The organism is Ruegeria sp. C5 (assembly GCF_056537605.1).
The window spans coordinates 1,409,369-1,429,692 of sequence record NZ_JBQFRX010000001.1 but is presented as its reverse complement, the minus strand read 5'-3'; the positions used below and the strand labels follow the sequence as shown (position 1 = coordinate 1,429,692).

Annotated in this window: 18 protein-coding genes; 6 read left to right on the top strand and 12 right to left on the bottom strand. The window is 56.3% G+C overall.

The annotated features are described in order from the left end of the window. The first annotated feature begins 48 nt into the window (after positions 1–48). The 6 genes from ftsH to ACR0AW_RS07235 all read left to right on the top strand — a co-directional run bounded on the left by ftsH (position 49) and on the right by ACR0AW_RS07235 (position 6,745). Positions 49–1,965 (top strand): ATP-dependent zinc metalloprotease FtsH, encoded by a 1,917-nt coding sequence (ftsH, locus tag ACR0AW_RS07260; RefSeq protein WP_170424311.1) that lies wholly within the window; start codon positions 49–51, stop codon positions 1,963–1,965. A gap of 95 nt (positions 1,966–2,060) precedes the next feature. Continuing rightward, complete coding sequence (locus ACR0AW_RS07255) at positions 2,061–2,636, top strand: MOSC domain-containing protein (protein WP_170733266.1); 576 nt, start codon at positions 2,061–2,063, stop codon at positions 2,634–2,636. Positions 2,637–2,802: 166 nt separating this feature from the next. Continuing rightward, positions 2,803–4,479 (top strand): formate--tetrahydrofolate ligase, encoded by a 1,677-nt coding sequence (locus ACR0AW_RS07250; RefSeq protein ID WP_170397376.1) that lies wholly within the window; start codon positions 2,803–2,805, stop codon positions 4,477–4,479. Positions 4,480–4,536: 57 nt separating this feature from the next. After that, complete coding sequence (locus ACR0AW_RS07245; RefSeq protein ID WP_170404363.1) at positions 4,537–4,842, top strand: chorismate mutase; 306 nt, start codon at positions 4,537–4,539, stop codon at positions 4,840–4,842. A gap of 53 nt (positions 4,843–4,895) precedes the next feature. Further along, positions 4,896–5,786: a bifunctional methylenetetrahydrofolate dehydrogenase/methenyltetrahydrofolate cyclohydrolase FolD gene (gene folD / locus ACR0AW_RS07240; protein ID WP_170397373.1), complete on the top strand. Its 891-nt coding sequence runs from the start codon at positions 4,896–4,898 to the stop codon at positions 5,784–5,786. Positions 5,787–6,115: 329 nt separating this feature from the next. Beyond that, the gene (locus ACR0AW_RS07235; protein ID WP_480438819.1) at positions 6,116–6,745 is read left to right on the top strand and encodes a LytTR family DNA-binding domain-containing protein; all 630 of its coding nucleotides are present in this window, start codon (positions 6,116–6,118) and stop codon (positions 6,743–6,745) included. Positions 6,746–6,748: 3 nt separating this feature from the next. On the opposite strand, the gene pdeM is transcribed toward ACR0AW_RS07235, so the two are convergent. The 12 genes from pdeM to ACR0AW_RS07175 all read right to left on the bottom strand — a co-directional run bounded on the left by pdeM (position 6,749) and on the right by ACR0AW_RS07175 (position 20,274). Beyond that, a complete protein-coding gene (gene pdeM / locus ACR0AW_RS07230) occupies positions 6,749–7,411 on the bottom strand; it encodes a ligase-associated DNA damage response endonuclease PdeM (protein WP_170733264.1) in 663 nt (220 codons plus the stop codon). A 40-nt stretch (positions 7,412–7,451) separates the two neighbouring features. Next, positions 7,452–9,863, bottom strand: coding sequence for a ligase-associated DNA damage response DEXH box helicase (locus tag ACR0AW_RS07225; protein WP_170733263.1), 2,412 nt, complete (start codon positions 9,861–9,863; stop codon positions 7,452–7,454). 49 nt (positions 9,864–9,912) lie between these two features. After that, positions 9,913–11,220: an ATPase gene (locus ACR0AW_RS07220; protein ID WP_170397365.1), complete on the bottom strand. Its 1,308-nt coding sequence runs from the start codon at positions 11,218–11,220 to the stop codon at positions 9,913–9,915. A 116-nt stretch (positions 11,221–11,336) separates the two neighbouring features. Further along, entirely contained in the window at positions 11,337–11,882 is a 546-nt protein-coding gene (locus ACR0AW_RS07215) for a prepilin peptidase (protein WP_170733262.1), read from the bottom strand. 3 nt (positions 11,883–11,885) lie between these two features. Next, positions 11,886–12,737, bottom strand: coding sequence for a tetratricopeptide repeat protein (locus ACR0AW_RS07210; protein WP_170397362.1), 852 nt, complete (start codon positions 12,735–12,737; stop codon positions 11,886–11,888). A 30-nt stretch (positions 12,738–12,767) separates the two neighbouring features. Continuing rightward, positions 12,768–13,310 carry a tetratricopeptide repeat protein gene (locus ACR0AW_RS07205; protein WP_370644360.1) on the bottom strand — a complete coding sequence of 181 codons (543 nt, stop codon included), beginning with the start codon at positions 13,308–13,310 and terminating at the stop codon, positions 12,768–12,770. Between the two features lie 52 nt (positions 13,311–13,362). Further along, positions 13,363–14,340 carry a type II secretion system F family protein gene (locus tag ACR0AW_RS07200; protein WP_170397360.1) on the bottom strand — a complete coding sequence of 326 codons (978 nt, stop codon included), beginning with the start codon at positions 14,338–14,340 and terminating at the stop codon, positions 13,363–13,365. An 11-nt stretch (positions 14,341–14,351) separates the two neighbouring features. After that, complete coding sequence (locus tag ACR0AW_RS07195) at positions 14,352–15,320, bottom strand: type II secretion system F family protein (RefSeq protein ID WP_170397358.1); 969 nt, start codon at positions 15,318–15,320, stop codon at positions 14,352–14,354. A 12-nt stretch (positions 15,321–15,332) separates the two neighbouring features. Further along, positions 15,333–16,772: a TadA family conjugal transfer-associated ATPase gene (locus ACR0AW_RS07190; protein ID WP_170397349.1), complete on the bottom strand. Its 1,440-nt coding sequence runs from the start codon at positions 16,770–16,772 to the stop codon at positions 15,333–15,335. 17 nt (positions 16,773–16,789) lie between these two features. After that, positions 16,790–18,022: an AAA family ATPase gene (locus ACR0AW_RS07185; protein ID WP_170733261.1), complete on the bottom strand. Its 1,233-nt coding sequence runs from the start codon at positions 18,020–18,022 to the stop codon at positions 16,790–16,792. Positions 18,023–18,223: 201 nt separating this feature from the next. Continuing rightward, positions 18,224–18,850 (bottom strand): OmpA family protein, encoded by a 627-nt coding sequence (locus ACR0AW_RS07180; RefSeq protein ID WP_170397345.1) that lies wholly within the window; start codon positions 18,848–18,850, stop codon positions 18,224–18,226. 17 nt (positions 18,851–18,867) lie between these two features. Continuing rightward, complete coding sequence (locus tag ACR0AW_RS07175; protein ID WP_170397343.1) at positions 18,868–20,274, bottom strand: type II and III secretion system protein family protein; 1,407 nt, start codon at positions 20,272–20,274, stop codon at positions 18,868–18,870. Positions 20,275–20,324 lie beyond the last annotated feature (50 nt).

Here is a 20,324-nt window from a genome sequence, read left to right as displayed (position 1 = left end):
ACAACCCCGGCAGGTCCCCACCTGCCGAAACCTTTCGGGAGATTTTCCTTGGGCAACGCTCGCAACATCGCCTTCTGGGTCGTTCTGTTTCTGCTGATCCTGGCACTGTTCAACCTGTTCAGTGGACCCAGCGGGTCGCTTCAGAACAATGAACGCACCTATTCCGAGTTCGTCAGCGCCGTGGACGCCGGAGACGTCACCAGCGTCACGCTGGATGGCGAACAGATCCGCTATCGCACGAATGAGAATCAGGACTTTGTCACCATCAAACCCACCGATGCCGAGGTGACGAAGCTGCTGATCGACAAGAACATCCCCGTACGTGCTGAAAAACAGCAGCAATCGGGTTTCCAGTCGTTCCTGATCACGCTGCTGCCCTTCCTGCTGCTGATCGGTGTCTGGGTCTATTTTATGAACCGGATGCAGGGTGGCGGCAAAGGTGGCGCGATGGGTTTTGGCAAGTCCAAGGCCAAGATGCTGACCGAAAAGCATGGCCGGGTGACGTTCGACGACGTTGCGGGCATCGACGAGGCCAAGGAAGAGCTGGAAGAGATCGTGGAATTCCTGCGCAACCCGCAGAAATTTTCGCGTTTGGGCGGTAAGATTCCCAAAGGCGCGCTGCTGGTTGGCCCTCCGGGCACTGGTAAGACGCTGCTTGCCCGTGCGATTGCTGGCGAGGCGGGTGTGCCGTTCTTTACGATCTCGGGTTCCGATTTCGTTGAAATGTTCGTTGGTGTTGGTGCATCGCGTGTGCGTGACATGTTCGAACAAGCCAAGAAGAACGCGCCTTGTATCGTCTTCATCGACGAAATTGACGCCGTGGGGCGCCATCGTGGTGCTGGCTATGGCGGCGGAAACGACGAACGCGAACAGACCCTCAACCAGCTGCTGGTTGAGATGGACGGTTTCGAGGCCAATGAAGGCGTGATCATTCTGGCTGCCACCAACCGGAAGGACGTTCTGGACCCCGCGCTGCTGCGTCCGGGCCGGTTTGACCGTAACGTGACCGTCGGCAACCCCGACATCAAAGGCCGTGAAAAAATTCTGGGCGTTCACGCGCGCAAGACGCCTCTGGGTCCCGATGTCGATCTGCGCATCATCGCGCGCGGCACGCCGGGCTTTTCGGGTGCTGATCTGGCGAACCTCGTGAACGAGGCCGCATTGATGGCCGCTCGCGTCGGTCGTCGCTTTGTCACCATGGAGGACTTTGAAAACGCCAAAGACAAGGTGATGATGGGGGCCGAGCGCCGTTCGATGGTGCTGACGCAGGACCAGAAGGAGAAAACCGCCTATCACGAGGCCGGCCATGCCGTTGTGGGTCTGGAACTGCCGCTGTGCGATCCGGTCTATAAGGCGACCATCATTCCGCGCGGTGGTGCGCTGGGTATGGTTGTGTCACTGCCCGAAATGGATCGTCTGAACTATCACCGCGATGAGTGTGAGCAGAAGCTGGCCATGACTATGGCAGGCAAGGCCGCCGAGGTGATTAAATACGGCGAAGATCACGTGTCGAACGGCCCTGCGGGCGATATCATGCAGGCCAGCCAGTTGGCCCGCGCCATGGTGATGCGCTGGGGCATGTCGGACAAGGTCGGCAACATCGACTATGCCGAGGCGCATGAAGGCTATCAGGGCAACACCGCCGGGTTCTCGGTATCGGCTCATACCAAAGAGCTGATCGAAGAAGAGGTAAAGCGCCTGATCCAGCAAGGCTATGAACGCGCGCACAAGATCCTGACCGACAAGAACGAGGAATGGGAGCGACTGGCGCAAGGCCTGCTTGAGTATGAGACCCTGACCGGCGATGAGATCAAGCGCGTCATGAATGGCGAACCGCCCACCGAAAGCGATGATGAGGGTGACAGCCCCGATGAGGGCAACGCCCCCAGCGTAACTGCCATCCCGAAGACCAAGTCCAAGAAATCGCCGCCAGATGGCGGTATGGAACCAGAACCCACCGCATAATTGCAAAACCCGGAGCCAGCCTCCGGGTTTTCTCTTTTCATCAGGGCGTTGCCGGGCATTATGCCTACAAACCTGCAGATGAATGGGGGCATCTCATGCCGTTCTTATGTGAAACTGAATATTCGGCCGAGGTGGTATGGCTGGGCCATGTGCCAGCAGGCCAGTCTTTGCGGGCCAAGCCTGTCAATGTTTTGGACCTGAGCTTCGATGGCGTTCAGGGGGAACGGCATCAGGGGCTCAATAGGGCGTCCTGTGTTCGGGTAGCGAATCTCTATCCAAATGGCACCGAGATCCGGAATGTGCGGCAACTGTCAGTGCTGTCGGCAGAGGAATTGGGTGATATTGCGGCTGAGATGGAGTTGGCAACGCTTGATCCGTCTTACCTTGGGGCTTCGATTGTCCTGAAGGGCATTCCCGATTTCTCTCATATCCCTCCATCTTCGCGGTTGCAGGCCGAGAGCGGTTTAACGATCACTGTGGACATGGAAAACGCCCCCTGCGTTCTTCCGGGCCGTGAGATCGAGGCGGATCACACCGGTTACGGGGCGGCATTCAAACCTGCGGCCAAAGGGCGACGCGGGATAACGGCTTGGGTCGAACGCCCGGGGGCTCTGAAACGCGGCGACAAGATGCAATTGTTTGTGCCGGATCAGCCCCTTTGGAACCCATAGGTTCAATCCGTTTCCGATTTGCGCATTACGATTTCTCGCAACGCCGTTTCGCGGCATGAAAATGTCGGAATCCTTAGCCATCAGAGTTGTGTACGTCAGTATATGTTGCGCAGCGCCGACGCCCGTGCGTCGGTTTTGCACGGAATTCAATCAGGGACCCTGCCCAATGAGCTACAAATCCGACATTGAGATTGCCCGCGAGGCGAACAAAAAGCCGATTCAGGAAATCGGCGCGAAGCTGGGTATCTCCAGCGATGATCTGCTGCCTTACGGCCATGACAAGGCCAAAGTCAGCCAGGACTTCATCAACTCGGTACAGGACCGCGAAGACGGCAAGTTGATCCTGGTGACCGCGATCAACCCAACCCCCGCAGGAGAAGGCAAGACCACCACCACCGTAGGTCTGGGCGACGGCTTGAACCGCATCGGCAAGAACGCGATGATCTGTATCCGCGAAGCTTCGCTTGGCCCGAACTTCGGCATGAAGGGCGGCGCCGCAGGTGGCGGTTACGCGCAGGTTGTTCCGATGGAAGAAATGAACCTGCACTTCACGGGTGACTTCCACGCCATCACCTCGGCCCATTCGCTGCTGTCGGCGATGATCGACAACCACATTTACTGGGGTAACGAGCAGGAAATAGACACCCGCCGCGTTGCATGGCGCCGCGTCGTCGACATGAATGACCGTGCTCTGCGTCAGATCACGGCGTCTCTGGGCGGCGTGTCGAATGGTTTCCCGCGTGAAGCGGGCTTTGACATCACCGTGGCGTCCGAAGTCATGGCGATCCTCTGCTTGGCAAACGACTTGAAAGATCTGGAGAAGCGTCTGGGCGACATCATTGTTGCTTACCGCCGCGACAAGACCCCGGTTTACTGCCGCGATATCAAGGCAGAAGGTGCAATGACCGTTCTGTTGAAAGACGCGATGCAGCCGAACCTGGTGCAGACGCTGGAAAACAACCCGGCTTTTGTCCACGGCGGCCCGTTTGCAAACATCGCGCACGGCTGTAACTCGGTTATCGCAACCAAAACCGCTCTGAAAGTGGCCGACTATGTTGTCACCGAAGCGGGCTTTGGTGCTGACCTCGGTGCCGAGAAGTTCATGAACATTAAGTGCCGCAAGGCGGGTATTGCTCCGTCGGCAGTGGTACTGGTTGCAACCGTGCGCGCGATGAAAATGAATGGCGGCGTGGCCAAGGCTGACTTGGGTGCGGAAAACGTTGACGCTGTGAAATCAGGTTGCGCCAACCTGGGTCGCCACATCGAAAACGTCAAATCCTTCGGTGTTCCGGTTGTCGTCGCGATCAACCACTTCGTCACCGACACCGATGACGAAGTTCAGGCGGTCAAGGACTACTGCGGCGAGCATGGTGTTGAGGCGATCCTGTCGCGTCACTGGGAGCTGGGTTCGGATGGCTCTGCGCCTCTGGCCGAAAAAGTTGTCGAAATCGTCGAAAACGGCGCCGCGAACTTCTCACCGATCTACCCTGACGACATGTCGCTGTTCGAGAAGATCGAAACCATCGCCAAGCGTATCTATCGCGCCGACGAAGTTCTGGCCGACAACAAGATCCGCAACCAGCTGCGCGAATGGGAAGAAGCGGGCTACGGCAACCTGCCGGTCTGCATGGCGAAAACCCAGTATTCGTTCTCGACCGACCCAACCCTGCGCGGCGCGCCTACCGGACACTCGGTTCCGGTGCGTGAGGTTCGCCTTTCCGCTGGTGCCGGTTTCATCGTCGTTGTCTGCGGAGAGATCATGACCATGCCCGGTCTGCCGCGCAAACCGGCCGCCGAAACCATCTGCCTTAACGACGCAGGTGAGATCGAGGGCTTGTTCTAAGCTCTCAAATAAGACATCTCGTGGTCCGGGGATATCCCCGGGCCGCAGGAGACCAAAATGCCCACTCTGATACCTCCGCAAGACTGTCATTCGATGCAGGAATTGCGGCCTCAGATCGACAAGCTGGACCGCCAATTGATTGGATTGCTGGTAACGCGCGCAACCTATATCGACCGCGCGTCGCAACTGAAACCCGGCGAGGGCCTGCCAGCCCGCATCCCGGAACGTGTCGAAGATGTGGTGCAGCGCGTCCGCAAGAGCTCGGATGAGTTGGGTATGGACCCCGATCTTGCCGAAAAGCTCTGGCGTATACTGATTGATTGGTCGATTGCCCGCGAAGAACGCGTGCTCGGCCCAGACTGAAGAAACGGGCGCCTAGTGCGCCCGATCCGTTTTGTGAAAGAAGGGATCAAAGAATGGTAGCGCAGGTTATCGACGGAAAGGCTTTTGCCGCCAAAGTGCGCGCGCAGGTGGCTGACCAGGTTGCAAAGCTGAAAGAAGAGAACGGCATCACCCCCGGTCTGGCGGTGGTTCTGGTGGGCGAAGACCCGGCCAGCCAGGTCTATGTCCGTTCAAAGGGCAAGATGACCGTCGAGGTCGGCATGAACTCGTACGAGCACAAGCTGGATGTGGACACGTCCGAGGCGGACCTGCTGGCGCTGATTGACAAACTGAACAATGACCCTGCGGTGCACGGCATTCTGGTGCAACTGCCGCTGCCCAAGCATCTGAACGAAGATCTGGTGATCAACTCGATCGATCCGGCAAAGGATGTCGACGGGTTCCACATCTCGAATGTGGGCCTGCTGGGAACAGGTCAGAAGTCAATGGTGCCGTGCACTCCGCTGGGCTGTCTGATGATGTTGCGCGATCACCACGGCTCTTTGTCCGGCATGGATGCTGTAGTGATCGGTCGGTCTAACATCGTGGGTAAGCCGATGGCGCAGTTGCTTCTGGGCGACAGTTGCACCGTGACCATCGCGCATAGCCGCACCAAAGATCTTCCCGATGTTGTACGCCGTGCTGATATTGTGGTCGCCGCAGTTGGTCGCCCCGAGATGGTTCCGGGTGACTGGATCAAGGAAGGCGCAACTGTGATCGATGTCGGCATCAACCGGATCGAACGCGACGGCAAGAACAAGCTGGTTGGCGACGTTGACTACGCCACTGCGGCAGAACGCGCTGGTGCGATTACCCCTGTTCCCGGCGGAGTTGGCCCTATGACGATCGCCTGCCTCCTTGCGAACACGCTCACCGCGGCTTGCCGCGCAAACGGCTTGCCTGAACCTGAAGGTCTGACTGCTTAATAGCAGCCTCGGTGTTCAATCCGGGCGCAACGTCCATGATTGAATTGGCCGGAGAGCGAAAAGCTCTCCGGCCTTTTTCATTAGATTAGGATATTTATATAACTACATCTTGACTTGACCTTGCGTCGGTCGGTGATAATCCTTCTATTCCAGCCGTTTAAGGGATAATAATCCTGTCAGTTGGTGTTTCATGGTTTTACCATTGGCGAGGTGCGTTACCTGGTATGATGAAGCTGAGTCCGATCTTCTCGTTAATAAGTCTTCAACGGGTAGTGGCAGGTCTCGTTTTTATTCCTTTATTGGCGTATTCCTTTGCCCCCTTTCGGGATATGACACTGCCATTCAGTCAGCGGATGGTGTTCTGGACAGGTGTTATGCTGCTCGCGCTTGCAGCGACTTGGTCGGCTGGAAAGCTGGTACGCGAACGGCTAAATCGATCCGGATTGCTGGTCCGTGATTTTGCCTTCGTCCTGTTGATCCTGACATTGTTTGCACCATCACTGTGGTTTCTGACCTGGATTCTGTTCACGCTAAATGGATTGATGGCACCGGGCATATTGAAAGTCGCCCCTTATGGTCTTCTCTTCGCCACCGGACTTTTGCTGGTGCGTCAGCGGGAAGAAACCGCAGCACCGCTATACGAACCCAGACCACGTCTTTTCAATCGTTTGCCCGCCACTTTCGAGGGGCAGGTTTATCGGTTAACCGTGCGCGATCACTATGTCGACGTGGTCACGTCCGATGGTACGTTTACAATCCGCTCGCGCTTTACCGACGCGATTGCCGAGATGGAGCCGGTACAAGGCCATTGTACGCACCGTTCACACTGGGTCGTGGATTCGGCGATTGTTGGGGTCGAAAAAGAAAAGGGAAAATCCTTTTTGCACCTAAGCAACGGCGATCAGGTTCCTGTCAGCAGGAAATACAAGCAACAGCTCGTGGACGACGGGTTGCTCTAGAACCTATCTGGGCATCGGAATGAGTTGTGGCTGCGCGCCGGTCAGAATTGCCCGCGCATCCGGTGCCATGATGCCGCTCAGAGCCTCTGCTGAACTGCGCAACCCCCCGGTGTAAGCGCCATAAGCTGGAAGGATCAGACGTGATTGATCCAACAAAAAAGCTGGGCGGGTGATCGAGCGCCCTCGGGCATTGAGGTTAACTTTGGGGTGGTAGTGGCCCGAGACTTCACCTGGACTGTTTTGCTGGGCGATATGGCGAAAAATCAGATCGTGGCAAGCCCACTCGGACAGATGTGTGCCGCCCATTTCTACCGGGCCGGGGTCATGGTTCCCCTCGATCCAGATCCAACGTCGACCAGCCTGCATTGCGGTGATCTGTTGCCTATCCTCAGCAGCCAACGCGCCCGAGGCATCGAGATCGTCAAAGCTGTCCCCTAAACAGATGACCGTCGTGGCACCGGTACTGGCAAGATCACTTGCCAATCGGGTCAATGTTTCGCGGCTGTCATACGGCGGCAATGTCGGGCCGCCCCTGCGGGCGATCCGTTCGGATTTGCCTAAATGCAGATCGGAAACACAGAGCAAGCCCTGTTCCGGCCACCATAGTGCGCCCGACCCAAGCGCAGCCAGGTCTTGGCCAGAAAATGAAAACGCGATCTTGTTCATGATCCGTTCTTCATACGATTTTGCGGATTGCGCAAGTGGTTTATGCCGGTTGCAATCCGGCGGCCTGCAGTAACCGGGCACTTTCTTCCGCAAGCAGGCGTTCCTCGGCTTCACCCTTGACGGGGACTTTGCCAACTTCGAGGAACAGAGGCGCCGCCAGGGGTGAGACGCGGTCTAGCCGCAGCAGGTCAATGCGGTCTCCGATCCGGGCGACCATGGCTTCGATCCGTCCGAAATCGACCAACCCGCGCATGGCCTCTTCGCGGGTGATTTGCATCAGCAGATGTTCAGGATCGTATTTCAGCAAGGTGTCATAGAGGATATCTGACGAAAATGTCGCCTGCCGACCACTCTTGCGCTGCCCACCAGTGTTGCGTTCGATCAACCCCGCGATTGTGGCCGAAGCACGAAATGTGCGTTTCATCACGGCGTTACCCGCCAGCCAAGTCTCCAATCCTTCTCGTAGCGCGTCCAACTGAAACAGTGGGCGCGGATCGGTCACCGCATCCAGCCCCCAGATTAAGGTGGCATAGTCAGTGGCTACAAATCCCAGCGGCGCAAGGCCGGTTTCCTCCATGCGTTTGGTCAACAGCAAGCCCAGCGTCTGTTGCGCATTGCGGCCGGCAAATCCGTAGACGCATAGATGCTCGCGCCCCCTGTCAGGGAAGCTTTCAATCAACAGGCGGTCACTTTGCGGCAGGCGTGATATCTCGCGCTGAAGACCCAGCCATTCGGCAGTGTGGCCTGGCAACTGAGGCCAATCCGGCTGTGCGAACATCCGCAGGATTCGGTCGCTCAGTTGGGTAGACGTGGCGAACTTGGTGCCCGAAAAGGTCGCAATCTTGGGCTTGCGGTCAGCGCGGCGGCTGACCTCGACCACCATCTCTCGCAGACCCTCATAGCGGACGATCTGACCACCGATCAGAAAGGTATCACCAGGGGTTAGCGAGGCCGCGAATCCCTCTTCTACCTCACCCAGAGGCTTGCCCCCGCGATTGCGCTTAAGCCGAACCTTCAGCGTGTCGGTGTCCTGAATCGTGCCAAGGTTCATGCGGATACGCTGTGCCGCCCTCGGGTCGCGCAATTGCCAGGCTCCATCCGGGCGCTGCTGTAGCCTCTGCCACCGATCATAGGCTCGCAGGGCATATCCACCGGTGGCGCAGAATTCCAAACAGGCATCGAATTCAGCACGGGTGATCTGCGCATAAGGCCCGGCAGCCGTCATTTCGGCGTAGAGTGCATCTGCATCAAACGGTCCCGCTGCGGCGGCGATCAGAATATGCTGGCACAAAACGTCCCTGGGTCCTGGCCCGCGGGGGTCGCCATCCAGATCATGTTCTTGCACAGCTTCCAGTGCAGCAACACATTCGACCACTTCGAACCGGTTGGCTGGGACGAGAATAGCTTTGGAAGGGGCATTGTAGCGGTGATTTGCGCGCCCGATCCGCTGCACCAGCCGCTTGACGTTCTTCGGCGCGCCGATCTGGATCACCAGATCCACATCGCCCCAGTCGATCCCCAGATCGAGGCTGCCGGTACAGACAATTGCCCTCAGATCACCCCTGACCATCGCGGCCTCGACCCGTTCGCGTTGTTGCCGATCCAGGCTGCCGTGGTGAATGCCGATGGGCAGAGCGTCGTCGTTGGCGAGCCAGAGGTTGTGAAAGAAAATCTCGGCCTGCGCCCGAGTATTGTGAAAGATAAGTGTCGTCTTGTGCTTTTTGATCTGCTCCATCACAGCGGGGATGGAATAGGCTGCGCCACCGCCCGACCATGGCGGCATCTCTTGTGTTTGCAGCATCGAGATATCGGGGTCAGGGCCGGGATCAGCCTGAATAACTCGGCAAGGATCGGGATTGCGGGCTAGAAATCGTGCGATGCCTTCGGGGTCTTCAACCGTGGCGGACAAGCCTACGCGGCGCAGATCGGGGCAGAGTGTCTGCAATCGTGCCAGCGCCAGCATCAATTGATCCCCCCGTTTGCTTTCTGCCAGTGCATGTATTTCGTCGACAACAATGCGCTGGACCCCAGCAAACATGCGCGGAGCATCTTCGTATGAAGTAAGTAACGCCAGACTCTCGGGCGTGGTCAGAAGGATATGTGGAGGATCGGCGCGCTGGCGTTTCTTCTGCGTGGCCGATGTGTCGCCGGTGCGATCTTCGATCCGAATTGGTAGGCCGATTTCCTCGACGGGAACGCGCAGATTGCGCCTGATGTCCGCTGCCAGCGCCTTGAGAGGAGACACATAAAGCGTGTGCAATCCGTCATGCTGCCCCAGCGCCAACTCGGCCAAGGAAGGCAGAAACCCGGCCATGGTTTTGCCGCCACCAGTTGGAGCGATAAGTAGGGCCGCGGGATCATTCGCCCGCTCAAACATGTCTTGCTGATGTGGATGAATCGACCAGCCTTTGTTCGAAAACCAGTTTTGGATTGCCGGGGGAATCTGCACCATCCGGCAAACCTAGCGCAGCCCTCAGGCCATGGAAACCAGGACAAGGGGATCAGTGAATGATCTTTTCTTCCTTAACGAACATGTTGGCCCAGGCTCGGTCGATCAGGTCAGGACTCATCTGATAAGGGATACCCTCAAACTCGCAGATTGAGATCATCTGGTCGATCAGGAAGATCGGCTGATAGTTGGCGTAGATGTTGTTGATGGTCGGGTATTTGACCTTCAGCAAATGCACTAGCGCCGCCTCGTCTAGTGGCATACCGCGCTTGCGGGCGACCATGGCAAAGATCTTCAGGAAGTTCTCTTGGTTCGGGCCGTCGATTTTGATCTTGAAGAAAATCCGGCGCAGGGCCGCTTGGTCGAAAATCTCATTCGGGTGGAAGTTGGTCGAAAATATAACCAGCGTGTCGAATGGTACTTCGAACTTCTCACCCGATTGCAGGCCAAGGATATCCTTGCTTTCTTCAAGCGGAACAATCCAGCGGTTGATCAGGGCCTGAGGGGGCTCTGCCTGACGTCCAAGGTCGTCCACGATGAAGATGCCGCCGGTGGATTTCAGCTGCAGAGGCGCCTGATAAGTACGCGCAGTGGGGTTGTAGACCAAATCCAGCATGCTCAGTGACAGTTCACCACCAGTCACAACGGTGGGGCGTTCGCATTGAACATAGCGAGTGTCGAACCGCTTGCGGCGGCGCAGACTGTTGGGATCGTCCTCTTCTTGCTCGATCGCGGTGTGCACGATCGGGTCGTAGACCGTAATCACCTGACCGGCATATTCGATTGCGCGCGGAACATAGACGTTGTCCCCCAAAGCATCGCGAATGCCGTTCGAGATCGAGGATTTACCATTGCCCGGAGGGCCATACATCAGAATTGAGCGACCGGCGCTGACCGCCGGGCCCAGATGATCCAGCAGGCTGTCGGGCAGAACAAGATGGCCCATCGCGCCGGTTAGCTGGTCGCGGGTGACTTGAATGTTGCGGATCGACTGGCGCTTGACCTGCTCGCGGTAAACATCGAGCGGCACCGGCATCGCACCGAAATATTCAGACTGGCTCAACGCATCCAACGCCCGCGCTTTGCCTGCATCGGTCAGCTGATAGCCCATTTCATTGCCGGAGTTGGCGTTCAGAGTCCCGGTCGCTTCAAGCAGTTTCTGCTCGCGTGCGATATCAACTAGTTCCTGTGTCACGGACCCGGGCAAACAGATGGCACCCGCGATTTCGCTGACCGTATCCACGTTCTTGCGAAAGACGGTCTTCAACAGAATGTCCCGCATCATCACCAGCGGAAGTTGCATTTCTCCCAGGCCTTTAGGGGCAGGGGGGGCAATCACAGAGGAGGTCTGCATATTCATGAGCGGGGCTCGTCCATCCAAAAATCACGCAAAAGGCCCTTGCGGGGCCGCTTTGGAAGAATTTGGCGCGGATTTGTGGCAGGACAAAGGCGCGGGCAAGGCGCGCTGATGATTGTTCACGATCCGTGGATTATGCCCAAAATCAAATAAACAACGAGGCTGCCAGCCAGCGTCAGACCCATAGGGAACTGTTTGCCGCGATCCCAGCTTTCCCAATGTGGCGCGATCTGGCGCAGCCGGGTGTATTTCGCCAACCGGTGGGCAAAGAACGCTCCCAGCAGAGTTGCCGTCAGAATCACCATGACCCACATCAGGTCACCGACCCAGACAAACGCTGCGGCTGCGGCACAGAACTTCGCGTCTCCGGCCCCCATCACCCCAGCTGCATTTAGCACGATGCCGATAACAAGAACGACAACCATGTGAAGCAGCTGCCATCCGTAGGCAGGCAGGGTCAGGGTTAACGGCCCGATGTTGCCGGGGATCCACGGACCGGACCACGGTGGCAATGCGATAAGCCCGACGATGAGATAAACAACCGCCAGCGCGATGACCGCGTGGTTCTTGATCCGCATCTCACGCATATCCGTAAAGGCAACGTAGAAACAGATCGGCAGAACAAAAGGTAGAAACCACGCCGCCGCTGCCGCTGGTATGATCATGGATCAGGCGTCCTCAAGGGCCCGAAGCGAGCGGACCGCCTCGTCATAATGCTGCGGGTGGGTGGAAATCGCCTCGCGATAGAGGTTCTTGGCCAGGTTGATATTCCCCTGTTTCACGGCTGAAATGGCCATGGTGTTCAACAGTTTCGCCCGTTCGGTCTGCGTCATTGGGACAACAGGAACGCTGTAGTTGCCTTGCGCGCTGCGCGCCAGAACAAGGTTGTTCTTGGCGGTGAACATAGAATTGTCCTGCCTAATGGCGTCGGTAAACAGCCGCTCGGCTTCCGCATATTGCCCGCGCGTCAGTTTGGAATAGCCCCAGTTGTTCATGACGCCAGCAGGGCGGGTCGTCAGGCCCACTGCGGTTTCGTAGTAATGATCGGCGCGATTCCAGTCTTTTTTGGCATCTGCCACCAGCGCTTCAAGCCGATACCGTTTAAAGGTTTCATATGTAGGAGGGATTTTGTCCAATGTCGCCTTTGCGCCATCCCAGTTGCCGCTGCGAATCTGCGCATCAGCGTATTCGACACGGTCGGCGTTGTTGGCCCCTTTCATGCTCAGCACTCGTTTCCACGCGGCGGAAGCTTCAGTGCTGCGCTTGGCACGGGTCAGCGTGATTGCTAGTCCTCGTTGCAGGTCGATGCGGTCGGGGTTCTTGGCGGCCGCACTTTGGAAATAGGTCACCGCCTCATTGGGATCGGCCGCATTCAGCATCACGTCATTCAGGTTGGTCTCGTCGATGACGTTCACTTCCTGAAAAGTACGTTCAACCTTTTCCTCTTCGGTTTCCTTTGCGCAGGCGGCCAAAACCAGCCCGCACGCCAGCATCGTCGGAATCAAGAAGGGTTGGCGCATTTTTGTGCGTCCTTTACTGCTCTGCCTCTATTACTGGATTTTACGCAGAACAAATTGCCCGTTGCCGCGCTGCTCCAGTTCAAATTCTTGTTCTTGTGGGGTATTATTAACAGGATTTTCCATTTTTGCGAGTGCTAACCGCAGATTGTCGCGGATTGCGTCACTTTCGCCATTGTCCAGCGCATAGGCTCTGCGGAACATCTGCGCGGCTTCGGCATATTCGCCCGTTTCCACCAAGAAGACACCCAGGTTGTTCCATGCCACAGGCCACTCGGGATCGTCCTCGACAGCACGACGCAATAGCGGTTCAGCTTGGCCAATCCGGCGCAATCCCAAATTAGCTGTCCCAAGCGAAGTCAGGATTTGCGGGGTCATACCCTGTTGCAACGCGGCACGGGTGAAGGATTCAAGTGCAAGCTCATATTCGCCCGCCGCCATCAATCGGTTTCCGACGGTCACCTCATCTACCGCAGGCCCATCTGGGTCGACGCCAGGGGCAAACGGATCGTCTGTCGCGCCTGTTTCAGTGCAAGAGGCCACCATGGTGAAAACCATGGCGGCCTGAATTGTCATACGAAGGTGCCAACAACCTGATTTGGCAACCCAGCGAAGAAGCGGGAAGGCGTTATCGGTTTCCAAACTCCATAATACCTTTTGCCGAAGGTCCAACAAGGATGACCAGCAGAGGAGGGACGGTCAACATCATTGTCGCAAGGGTCATTTTGGTTGGCAACTTATTCGCTGCCTCTTCGGCGCGCATCACGCGTTTGTCACGCATTTCATCGGCATAAACCCGCAACGCTTCGGCAATGGATGTCCCGAATGTCGCTGATTGGATCATCACGGTGACGAACGCGCTAACGTCCTGAACGCCGCATCGCGTCGCGAAGTCGCGCAAAACGGTGTCCTTTTCTTTACCGGCTTTCATTTCGTAGGCGACAACCTCGAACTCAAGCGCGATGTCTGGGTAAGATGCTTTCATCTCAGACGCGACCCGTACAATGGCCTGATCCAAGGACTGCCCGGCCTCGACGCATACCAACATCAGATCGAGCGTATCAGGGAAACCATTTACGATCGCTTCCTTGCGTTCCTCTACGCGCCGCGTGATCCAGTATTTGGGCACGAAGTAACCCGCAATACCAGGTCCCAGAACGCGAATGAGGATTTGCGTCGAGTCAAATTCCTGATCGCCCGCAAACACGGTAACCAGCGAGACGCCGATCAGGATCCCGATTATGCCCAATGCGAACTGAGCGAAGTGATAGAAACGAACCGCGTCCTTGGACTGATAGCCGGCTTGCCTCAACTTGAGTTGAACGGCGGTATACTCTTCTTCGTTCTTGGGTTCGAGAAAGTTGGCGAACTTCTCAAGCTGTTCGTTCCGGCTGGCTGTTCTGAGACGTTCTTTCTTTTCTTTCTTGTTGTTTTTTGGCGGTGAATTTGACCGCTGCAACTTCTTTAGTGGGTCTTCCGGCTGGTTCAGCATCAGCGGGATCGTGACCAGGATCATGAACAATCCCAAAACGCCCACGACAATCAGCGGACCGAATTCACCCAAGTTCTGCTTCAACAGTTCATTGATCTGGTTCAAAAATTCCATCTTTGGGCCTCTTAAACCTTAATGTCGGTCAGGATACGCATGACGATCAGGTTCAGGGTCAGCGTGATACCGACAAAGAAACATGCCGGAATGAAAAGCGGATCGTCGATTACGGCGTCGTAGTAGTTCGGGTCCTTAACCATGATGAACAGAAGACAGGCGACCGGGAAACCCGACAGGAATTTGCCCGACCATTTGGCTTCGGCGGTGATAGCGTTCACCCGGCGGAACAGTCGGAAACGTGCGCGGATCACCTTGGCCAAACCGGCCAAAATATCGGCAAGGTTACCCCCCGATTGCTGCTGGATCGAAACGGCGACGGCCAAAAACCGTAAATCCTGCATGTCCAGCCGCTCTGCCATATCCTTGAGTGCTTCACCGACATCCCGGCCATAAGCGGATTCATCCGAGATAACACCGAACTCTGTCGCAAGGGGGTCCTCGACCTCGTTAGCAACGATTTGGATCGAGGAAACAAATGGGTTTCCGACGCGAAGTGACCGAACCATCAGTTCCACCGCATCGGGCAATTGTTCTTCAATCAAGGCCATACGTTTATTGGCTTTGTTATTGACCCAAGCGTACACCGCTCCGACCCCGATCGCGACCGATAGAGCCGCCCGAAGCGTCGGTTCGGTCGCTGTTCCTACGCTCAAACCTACAAAAGCTAGCCCTGAAACCAGCGCCATGATCACAATCAACTGCCGAGGAGAGAAGGCGATCGCCGCCTTCTGCGCCTTGTCTGCCAATAGCGAGTAGAGCGGTATGCTCTGCGACTTCATGTGCTGCTGCATTTCCTTGCGCAGCTGCTCCAGTACTTGCTCGCGCCCGACGCCCTTATCGATCATGTCCAGCCTGCGATTGACGCGGCTGTTCAGGCTGATCGATTTTCCGAATGCGACGAGATATATACCTTCGACCAGGGCAAAGACCCCGACGAAAATCACGATGTAGATGAGCGCCTCGACAGGCAGTTGCATATCTTGGTTCTCCTACATCGTGGTTGGATCGTAGATCGAGGCGGGCAGATCGAAGCCCCACAGACGGAAGCGCTCGGAATAGTGGCTGCGCACACCTGTGGCGGTGAAATGACCGATGATTTTGTTGTCGGGGGTCAGGCCAACACGTTGAAATTTAAATATTTCCTGCATCGAGATGACGTCACCTTCCATGCCGGTAATTTCGGTGATTGATGTCATCCGGCGCGAACCATCCTGCAGACGGCTGGCCTGAACGATCAGATTTACAGCCGACGAGATCTGGCTGCGGACCGCTTTGATCGGCATTTCGATCCCCGCCATGGCGATCATGTTTTCAAGACGCGAGATGCCATCGCGGGCCGAGTTGGCGTGGATCGTGGTCATCGAACCATCGTGGCCTGTGTTCATGGCCTGAAGCATGTCGATCACCTCGGCGCCACGCGTCTCACCAACGATGATGCGGTCGGGGCGCATACGCAGGGCGTTCTTCAAACAATCGCGAGGGCTGACCTCACCTTTGCCTTCAACGTTGGGCGGGCGGCTTTCCATCCGGCCAACATGTGTCTGCTGCAGCTGAAGTTCCGCCGTATCCTCAATGGTCAGAATGCGCTCGGCGTCGTCGATAAAGCTCGACAGCGCGTTCAGCGTTGTCGTTTTACCGGAACCGGTACCGCCCGAAACAATGATATTCAGACGAGTCGACACGGCGGCTTGCAGATAGGCTGCCATTTCTTCGGTAAACGCACCGAAATTGACCAGATCGTCGATGCCGAGCTTGTCTTTCTTAAACTTACGAATGGAAACAAGCGAACCATCCACCGCGATCGGCGGCACCATCGCATTGAAACGTGAGCCATCAGCCAAGCGGGCGTCAACATACGGGTTGGATTCATCGACACGGCGACCAACGGCAGAAACGATCTTGTCGATGATCCGCATCAGGTGCTTTTCGTCTTTGAACGTGATGTCGCTGATCTCAAGCTTACCGGCCCGTTCGACAAAAATCTGCTGGGGGCCGTTGACCAGAATATCGTTGACCGAGTCGTCTTGTAGCAGCGCTTCCAGCGGCCCGAGACCGGTGACCTCGTCATAAAGCTCTTTGTTCAGCTGGCTGCGGTCTTCACGGTTCAGAACGATGTTGCGGGCTTCCAGAACTTCGCTGGCAATCGCGCTGATTTCTGTCCGCAGCTCGGATTCTTCAGCTTTTTCAAGGGCTGCGAGGTTCAGGTTTTCAAGAAGCTCGCGGTGCAGCTCAAGCTTGATTTCGCCCAGCCGTTCCTTGCGTTTGCGTTCCTTGTCGTTTCCAACAACTTCTGCTGCCTTTTTCTTGACCGGCTTGCGCGCAATTGCGTTGGCAGCTGGTGCCGCAGCTGCCGCTGCCGGGGCCTCGACTTTCGACGCCTGGGTTTCAACCGGCTGCGCCGAAGGCTGTTTTTTGTATCTTGAAAACACGGCAGCTCCCCTTTGAGTTATGCGGCTTCGGCGTCACTGCTGCCAAGGCTATGAAGCGATTGAGCCAATTTGGCGATTTCCCGGCGCAGTGGGTTCTTGGCCGCTGAATTTGCCAGCGGTAAACCGTGGTCGCCGCTTTGCATGACGGGTTTGCCGCCATCGGGCAGAAGCAGATCAATGGAAATACCCAGACTTTCGCCCATACGTTTAACCCGGCTTTTACCGTTGAGATCGGTAAATTTCGGAGCCCGATTCATAGCAAACCGCAGTTTGTTGAAGGGTAATTCCTCGGCCTGCAGTGCCCGTTTCAGACGCAATGCATTCTGGGCCGAGCGCATATCCAGCTCGAGCAAGGCAAAATAGACATGGGCGGCCTGCAGAACCGTTTCTGACCAGTGAACAAGTGTTTTTGGCATGTCTATGACGACATAATCAAAATTCGCGCGTGCGGTGTCGATCACACGCTGAATGTCCTCAGGCGTGATGATGTCCAGCGGCACCATGTCAGATGGCGCCGTTAGAACTTGCAGCTTCTCTTCAAACGTCTGGAGCGCTTGTCCGAAAGAGTCTTCGTCCATCGAATCCGTGTCTGAGAGCATTTCGAACACGGCTTCATGACGAGGCAGATCCAAATAGGTCGAAACTGTGCCGTATTGCAGATCTAGATCGATCAGGCACACTTTCGGGGCTTCTTTGGCTGAAACCGTTGCAAGTTCCCATGCCAGATTGACCGCCATGGTTGTAGAACCGACACCACCTGCCAGGCCCTGCACGACAAAAAGCGCCCCTTCTTTCGAGGAGCCGTTCGTCGCAGTGGGCGCTGCCTGTGGTGCCACAACCGGATCGGGTTGTTGCATACGATCGATGGCTTCCTGAAGTTCATTTTCGGGAAGCGGGTAGGGGACAAACTCGTCCGCACCTCTGCGTAGCAGCTGATGCAATGCGGCAGGGGTGACATCCTCGGCGATCAAGACAACCTTGATGCCTTTTTCCTTGGCCTGAGTGATGATCTCACCCATCAGTGTCAGGTTGTCTTCGTCATCGCCGTCCAGCGCCAGCGCTACAAATTGAAGCGTCTTGGCTTCGGGTTGGCTAAAGAACGCAAGCGCTTCGGCAAATCCAAGATCACCCCAGCGTTCGCCCAGCGCAGCTTCCATATCCTCGATCAAAAGGTCGAAGTTCTGGACATCACGGCTGATGGTGCAGGCCAAAATGGCGTTATTATCGTCTTTCGGCGTCGCGCTTGTCATTAACACAATCCTCATCGAGAGGGCTGAGCAAACCATTTGAACGCGAGAAGATTCAGTTCTGGTATGCTGTCGCCCGATGCGGTCGATTTTGGCCGCAGGTCACCCAATTGTTCACAAAGTGGCTTGGAAGTTAGGCAAGAATTGGGCGCAAAAGAACCAATTGTAGGGAAATGGGCGACAATGCCGCCCATTTCCTATTTATTAGTCGCTGGTACCACCGGCGTCTTCTTGCCGTTGGATATCGCTTATCGGGATCGCGCTTGAGATGTATTCGCGATAGATCACGTCCGCATATTTTCCATCCAGAATATTTGGATGCCGGTCGAAGAAGCCCGATACCTCGGTCACTGTCCGCCGATTGCGTCGATCCCGATCTTGGGTGGCAACCAACGGCCTGGATTTACCAAAGGAAACAACGGCTTCCAACCGTGAGCGCGATATTCCTTGTCGTGTCAGGAATGCAACGGCGGCATTGGCGCGGCGCTGGCCCAATCGCTTGTTATATGCCTCAGAGCCAACGGCATCCGTGTGCCCATAGACACGGAACCGCGCCTCGGGGAACTGTTTGATCCAGGCCGCCTGCTGCAACAGGATTCGTTGCGCCGAAGCGTCCAATTGCGCGCTATCGAATGCAAAGTTGATCTGTGTTGGCACCTCGGCAGCGAAACGCCGCGCGAGGATTTGGCCATAGGTCAACTCACCATTCATGACCTGAATGTTGTTCAGTGTAGCGTTACCAAACGTGCCCTGATCGATTTCGTACCCGGCCTCGCGTGTACAACCGGCGACAGCAACCGAAAGACCCAGTGTGATGATCCACTTTTCCATTGGTTCTATCCTCTCTATCAGTCCAGCACGTAGCCGTAAGAGGTGCCAAAATCCTGATTGGCAACTTCAGAGGCTGCACCATTTCCGGCGCGTTCAGTCCGAGAGATCTTGCCGTTTACGAACAGATCGAACTCGCTGGGCGGTTTCACGCGATCGGTCGGCAGGGCAAGCGCCTCGCCACGAGTGGGCGACACCAGATGCGCGGTAATGATGATGATCAATTCACTCTGCTCACGCTGATACTGAGCGCTCCTGAACAACGCGCCCAATACAGGCACATCGCCAAGCCAGGGAACCTGGCTGTTCAGATCCGTGAAATCATCCTGGATTAGGCCTGCAATGGCAAAGCTCTCACCGTCGCGCAACTCGATGGTTGTCCGTGTTTGACGCGTGATGAAGCTAGGAACATTGTCGCCGTTGATCGTGAAGTTCGCACTCTGGTCGATGCTCGATACTGATGCACCCAGTTCCAGGTTGATCAGGTTGCCATCGACGACGCGCGGAACAAACAGCAGCTGTACGCCAAACTGACGATACTCGATCGCAACGACACCGTCGCCTTGGGGTACTGGGATTGGCACCTCACCACCGGCAAGGAACTCCGCCTCTTGGCCAGACAGTGCAGAAAGATTCGGTTCTGCCAAGCTGCGAACCAAACCCTTGGTTTCAAGGGCTTCCAAAAGCAGTCTAACCTGCGTTGAACCCGCGCCGAAACCGAACAGAATGGCACCGGAATTTGTCTGAACAAACGGGATGTTGTTCGCCAGTGCGTTGTTCAGTGCGCCCTGGTTATTCAAGGAATTGAAGCCCGCAGTGGTGTCGCCACCGCCAAAGCCCAACGATGCCGACAAGTTTTTGGCTACAGAGCGGTTCATTTCCGCAAAGCGCACTTTCAGCATGACCTGCTGCACGCCGCCGACATTCATCAGGTTCGATACACGTTCAGGGGCATACCGTTCTGCCAACTCAAGCGCACGCGCCAGTTTGGCACTGCTGGAAACTGTTCCCGACAAGACGATCCCATCATTGGCGGTCCGAACCTCGATTCGCTCACTGGGAAGAATCTGACGCAAGCGTTCTTTGAATTCCGAAACATCAGGGGAAACACGCACACGCACGTTGGTAATCAGATTACCCGCGCCGTCGAACATTGTCAGGGTGGTTGTACCCGGTGCCCGACCGAGAACATAGATAGTGCGGTCCGACAGGGTCGAAATATCCGCTATGCCTGCATTAGCAATGCTGATGTCTGCGAACGGTTGTTCGCTCTCCACCACGATTGCGCGATTTACGGGGACATCCAGCGTTTCCGCCGTACCCTTTTTAACCACGCGAAGATTTTGGGCCCAAGCGGCATCGCCGATTGGGCTCACAACTAGCGACAACCCCAGCAGGGTTGCGCTGATCCAGGAACGTATTGTCATGTGACCTGCCTCTCCGATCACCACTCGATTTTTTTTGGGTCTTATGCCCT